Origin of the sequence: Protofrankia sp. CiP3, assembly GCF_917627345.1 — a bacterium.
In the GTDB taxonomy this organism is placed as follows: Bacteria; Actinomycetota; Actinomycetes; order Frankiales; family Frankiaceae; genus Protofrankia.
The window spans coordinates 1-5,784 of record NZ_CAKJTM010000178.1; the positions used below are offsets into that span (position 1 = coordinate 1).

Annotated in this window: 3 protein-coding genes; 1 reads left to right on the forward strand and 2 read right to left on the reverse strand. The window is 70.5% G+C overall.

Annotated elements, in window-relative coordinates:
* Positions 1–436 precede the first annotated feature (436 nt).
* Positions 437–1,624, reverse strand: coding sequence for a glycerate kinase (locus MJ797_RS25585; protein WP_239342130.1), 1,188 nt, complete (start codon positions 1,622–1,624; stop codon positions 437–439).
* 306 nt (positions 1,625–1,930) lie between these two features.
* On the opposite strand from MJ797_RS25585, the gene MJ797_RS25590 reads away from it, so the two are divergent.
* On the forward strand, positions 1,931–4,117 hold the full coding sequence (locus MJ797_RS25590; protein ID WP_239342132.1) for a bifunctional diguanylate cyclase/phosphodiesterase: 2,187 nt from the start codon (positions 1,931–1,933) through the stop codon (positions 4,115–4,117).
* Between the two features lie 792 nt (positions 4,118–4,909).
* On the opposite strand, the gene MJ797_RS25595 is transcribed toward MJ797_RS25590, so the two are convergent.
* Positions 4,910–5,784, reverse strand: an 875-nt coding sequence (locus MJ797_RS25595) for an energy-coupling factor transporter transmembrane protein EcfT (protein WP_239342134.1), incomplete at its 5' end; no start/stop codon positions are given.

Genomic DNA, 5,784 nt, shown 5'->3' on the forward strand with positions numbered 1-5,784 from the left:
GCGGCTTAGAGCGCCCGGCAATAGGGGACGCGGCGTCGCGGGGCTGGGGCACGCACCTCGCTGTGTTGTCGTCGGTCACCACCCAATACCAGGGTGGCTCCCTCCGCCGCCTCGCGATCTACGTACCCCAGCCCCGCTCCTTGATCCACACCCCTATTGCCGGGCGCTCTTACTACGACACCTTCCGAGCCCGCGGCGGGTCACCACGCCGCGCTCCGCCAGCTCGGCAACCGCCTTGTGGGCATCCTCCGTGGCTGTCTGAAGACCCACAGCGCCTACAACGAAGCAACCGCCTGGCCGCAGTATGTCACCGAAGTAGTCGCCGCTTGACATCCAAGAACATGGGATGTCTGACCAGTGGCGGGGCGCGCGCGCCGCGCCGCGGCCTGGCGTGACCTGGGCGCGGTGTGCTGGGCACACGTCCCCAGCACAGGCGTCAGGGGAGCACGAGGCGAACAGCTTCGGCGCTGGCGCGTCGGAGGGCCCTGGCCGCCTCGGCCCGGCCGATCAACGCGGGCGCTTCCGTCATCCCGCGGGCGGCCGCGGCAGCGGGCAGCGGCTGGGTGCTGAAGACCGCTGTGAAGCCGGCCTCCCGCCAGGTACTCGGACTGACGTTCACCTGCCCGCAGACCGCGATCACTGGGACCCCGGCTGCCTGGGCATGTCTCGCGACGGCCGCCGGAGCTTTGCCCCGCATGGTCGAAGCATCCAACGCGCCTTCGCCGGTGATCACGAGATCGGCGCCGTCCAGGGCCGCGTCGAAGCCGGCGAGATCGAGCAGCAGTTCGGCACCGGCCTGTACCCGTGCGCCCAGAAAAGCCATCGCGCCGAAGCCGAGACCGCCGCCCGCGCCCGCGCCCGCGCTCGCGGCGACCATGGCAGGTCTCGCCGACAGGCCCAGGACACCCCGAGGCCGTGCGCCAAGCCGGTCGACGAGCGTGCGCAGCCCGTCCTCGAGGACGGCCACGTCCGCCGGCCCCGCGCCCTTCTGCGGGCCGAAGACCGCCGCCGCTCCGTGCGGCCCGAGCAGCGGGTTGTCAACGTCAGCCGCGACAGTGATCTCGGCTTGGGTGATCCGTGGATCCAGGCCGCCAGCATCGATCATGTAAAGATGACGCAGGGCCGCGCCGCCGGGCGGCAGGATGTGCCCGGTCCGGTCCAGGAACCTGACGCCGAGTGCGGACAGCATCCCGGTGCCGCCGTCGGTCGTCGCGCTCCCGCCCGCCCCGAGCAGCAACCGCCGGGCTCCGGCGTCCAGAGCCGCACGCACCAGCTCACCGGTACCGATGGTGGACGCTGTCAGTGGCGCGTGCCGTCCCGGCGGTACGAACCGCAGGCCGGAGGCCTCGGCCATCTCCAGCACCGCGGCGTCATGCCGAACGGCGAACGCCGCGCGCACCGCGGTCCCGAGCGGCCCGGACACGGTGGCCTCATGGCGGGTGAAGCCCGCGGTGAGCGCCGCGGCCACGGTCCCGTCGCCGCCATCGGCCACCGGGCGCATGAGGATGTCCGCGTGCCGGCAGGCGTCGCCGACGCCGTCAGCGATGGCGTGGGCCGCCTCGTTCGCGGTCAGCGTGCCTTTGAAGGCGTTGGGCGCGACAACGATCCGCGTGACCGTGGACATACCCGCATACTCCCGCCGCGCCGCGCGGCGGACGCACTGGGGCGTGTTTCGACAGTCAGCTGTCCGGCTCCCGTCTCCAGGCGGCTCCTGGCCGCGTTCTCGGACGAACAGAGACAAACCGTCCGGTATCGATTCGCCCCGCGGCCTTGCCAGGGGCCGCCTGGACACGGTTCCCTGACCGAAACCACGACGTGAGACAGGCTCTAACGTTCTGTGCTCACCCGATTGCCACTACACTCGGCACGCGATCTGGAAGTAGCGTGACGGCCGGGATCTGCACGGGGCTGACATGCGCGAGGAGGTGCGTTGGTCGCGAGCGTGGTCGGCTTGGTGGCTGACGTGGTGTCCACCGGGCTGCTGGTGGTGACGTCCGACAGTCGTGTGGTCTGGGCTAATCGGGCTCTGTCCGCCCTCGTGACGGGCGCCGCGACGGTGCCGGCAGAGACAGCGGCGCCGGGCCCGGCCGGTCTCGGCGCGTTCAGACGCGCTGGTCCTGGTTCCGTCGACCCGGTCGACCTGGTCGCGGCTCGCCTTGCCGTGGCCGAGGCCGGGCTGCCGTTGGCGCGGGTCGTCCCGGACGACGAGCCCCGCGCGGCTGCCTGGCAGGCGCCGGATGGTACCAGCCGTTGGCTGGAGATCCGTTGCCGTGCGTTTGCTGACGGTGACCCCAACTGGAGCGGTCAGTTCGGCGCCGAGGGCTACCTTCTCTACGAGATTGTCGACAACACCGCGCGTCACCATGAAGAGGAGGTCGCGGGGCTGCGCGAACGCTGGCTCCGCCATGTCGAGACGATCGCCCGGACGGGTATCTGGGAGTGGGACCTGGTCACCAACGAGGTGGCGTGGTCTGACGAGCTTCTCGCCATGTTCGGCTACCCCACGGACACCTATCTCGACTACGACACCTACCGGTCGCTGATACATCCGGACGACGTGACGAAGGTTGAAGGAGTCCTGGAGCAGGCGATCGCCGAGGTCAGCCCGTTCGAATTCACTCACCGTATGTACTTCGCCGACCGGGCCACCGAGTGCGTGCTCGAGTGCCACGGCGACGTCCTCACCGATCACGCGGGCACGCCAATCCGGATCATGGGTACGGCGCATGACGTCACCGAGCTGATCCGGGCGCGCCGCGAGCTCGCCCAGCTCACCACGCATGACCCGCTCACCGGGCTGCGTAACCGGCAGGCGGTGACCGGGCTGCTGGCCGAGCGGATCGCGGGCAGCGCGGGCAGCGAGCGGATCGACGCCGCGCCGAACGGGAGTGCCCCGGCCGGGACGTTGCTCTTGATCAATATTGACAACTTCAGGGACATCAATGACGCGCGTGGCCATGCCGTCGGCGACGCGGTGCTGCGAGCCCTGGCCCAGACCGTGGCGGAGACGCTGCCCACATCGATTCTCGGGCGACTCGGCGGCGACGAGTTCGTGGTGATTCTCGAGTCCGCCGGCGGCCCGGACGGACTCGGTGTCGCGGACACTCTGTGCGCGAAGGTCGCGCGGCACGCCATCATCGTCGACGGTGTCACGATCCGTGTCACGATCAGTATCGGCGTCCTGCCGCTGTCGTCCGCGACCGACAGCGACACCGCGTTGGCTCGTGCCGGCCTCGCCCTGCGTGAGGCAAAGGATGCCGGCCGTGGCCGCGCGCGGCTGTTCGCGGCGGAGCGCTACGAGCACGTCGACCGGCGGATCTCGCTGGTGCGGCGGGTACGCGACGCGCTCGACGGGGGGCTGATGGCGTTGGACGCGCAGCCCATCGTTGACCTGACATCCCGCGAAGTGCAGGGATACGAACTGCTGCTACGGCTGCGCGACGGCCGGCAGCCAGAGCTGGCCCCCGCCGAGTTCATGAGCGCGCTCGCCCACAGCGACCTCACGCTGGCGCTGGACCGCTGGGTACTGCGCCAGGCGGTGGCGGCGCTCGCTTCCGCCACCGCTCGCCGGGAACGGCTTCGCCTGCATGTGAACATCTCCGGCCGGTCGGTCGCGGACCCTGAGTTCGGCCAGTTCGTCCTGGGGACGCTGCGTGCGGCCCGGGTCGATCCATCCCAGCTTGGTCTTGAAATCGCCGAAAGCGTCGCGGTGGTCAGCCTGGACGCGACACGCCAGCTTGCCGAGACCCTCACCGACGCGGGCTGCCGGTTCACCCTGGACGACTTCGGCGCAGGCGTGGGCTCGTTCGTCTACCTGCGCAACCTCCCCTTCACCAATGTGAAGATCGACGGCGATTTCCTGCGCCAGGTGGATACGTCGCCAGCGGACACCGTCCTGGTGGACGCGGTGGTACGGGTCGCGCGCTGTCTCGGTATGTACACCATCGCCGAGAACGTCGACCGTGAATCACTGGCACTGGCACTGCGCGATCTTGGAGTGGACTACGCGCAGGGGTTCCTCACGGGCCGTCCCCGGCCATTGACGGATCTGCTTGCCGAGGTCCCCTATGCGGATCCCGAAACGCGTGAGGTCAGCCTCAACGGTTTTCTCGGCTAGCTTGCCAGCGGGTACCCGCGCATCGCACGGCGCTGGATGGGTGCGTTGACGCAGGTGCGTGCCTTAGCGCGACCGGCAATAGGGGCGCGGCGTCGCGGGGCTGGGGCACGCACCTCGCCGCGTTGTCGTCGGTCACCACCCAAGGACCAGGGTGGCTCCCTCCGCCGCCTCGCGATGCACGCACCCCAGTCCCGCTCCTTGATCCACGCCCCTATTGCCGGGCGCTCTTAGCCCCGCGATGCCGCGTCCTGTGTTGCCGGTCGCTCTTAGGAGCGCCCGAGGACAGGACTGTCCGGCTCGCGGCTCCCCGCGTCCCGCCCGGCCGCGTTGTCGTCCGTCGGCGCCCACCACCAGGGCGCCTTCCTCCGCCGCCTTGCCGGACCGGGCGCGGATGAGCCGCTCACCGATCGAACGCCCTATCCTCGGGCGCTCTCAGTGGTTGCCGCCGGAAGTTGTTCGGGATATGTCGGATGCCGGGCGCGGGCCGCTCGGCTGCTGTTCACCGTCGTAGCGAATCCTCTGGGCGTGGGTGTCGTCGTCCCAGGGCCGCACGCGGTCCCAGGGCCGCGCGGAGGGAGAACAACGATGTCCGAGGTCATCCTCAGTGTTGTCGTGGACGTGCTGGGAGCGATCGCCGTCGCGCTCGTTTCCGCGCTGGTACAGCGTTGGCGGCGCCCGCTCGCGCCGACGTCCTGAACTGGGCCGCCGGCTGCGGGAACCGGCGGCAATATGATCGTTTTTGCCCGGTCCGCGGCCGTCTCGGTGATACGGCTCAGACCGGGCGATGGCCGGTCAGATCAGTATCACCGCGGCGAAGAGCCCCGCCATGGCCGCGAGCGCGGCGGCGTCCGCGCGCCGGGGCCTCGCCGGCTGGTGCGAAACCGCACCGAACCCGCCCCGGGCGGTGATTGCTTCGGTCATTTCCGCGGCCCGTCGCAGGCAGGTGACGATCGCGGTGCACAGCAGCTCGGTCGTGTAACGCAGCTGGCGCGCCAATGCCGCCGGCCGGCGTGGCCGGGCCGGCCGGCTGGCCGTGCGTAGCCGGCGAACCGCGAGCAGCGTACGGATTTCCTCCACCAGCAGCGGTAGACAACGGATGGCCAGCGCCACCGTCGCCACCCATTCGTCGACCGGCAGCCGCAGTCTGCGCAGGGGCGTCATCAGCCGGTCCAGCGCGGGTGCGACGTCCGACAGCGGCGTCGTCCAGCCGAGCAGCGCGGCGGTGGCGAACATGGTCATGGAGACCGACGTCAGCCGGAGCCATTCCAATACTCCGCCGAGCGACACCCGCATTCCCGCGACCGCCACGAACGGTGCCTCGCGCGACTGCATGGTGAGCGCGGCGCCGATCAGCAGGCCGTACCAGAACCAGCGGGGAAGCCTTGGCGCCGCACCCGGTGGGATCCGGGCGACCAGCATGCACAACCCGACGAATCCCGCGACCAGACCGATCACGGGCCACGACGGCCGCAACGCGACGAGCAGCCCGAGCGCGGCCATCATGATTATTTTTGTGCCTGCCCACAACCGGTGTACCGGGCTCGTACCGGGGATGTACCGCAGCAGGTTGGGCTCGGTTCGGCGGGCACGCGCGGCTGACCGCCGCCGGGACAGCCGGCCCCCGCGCCGGGGCGCGGTGGGCGCTGCGGGCTCGGGCGGCTCGGGCC

What these genes read in the sequence shown, in the direction of transcription:
- MJ797_RS25585 (WP_239342130.1), bottom strand. Translation starts at nt 1,624, where the DNA reads ATGTCCACGGTCACGCGGATCGTTGTCGCGCCCAACGCCTTCAAAGGC.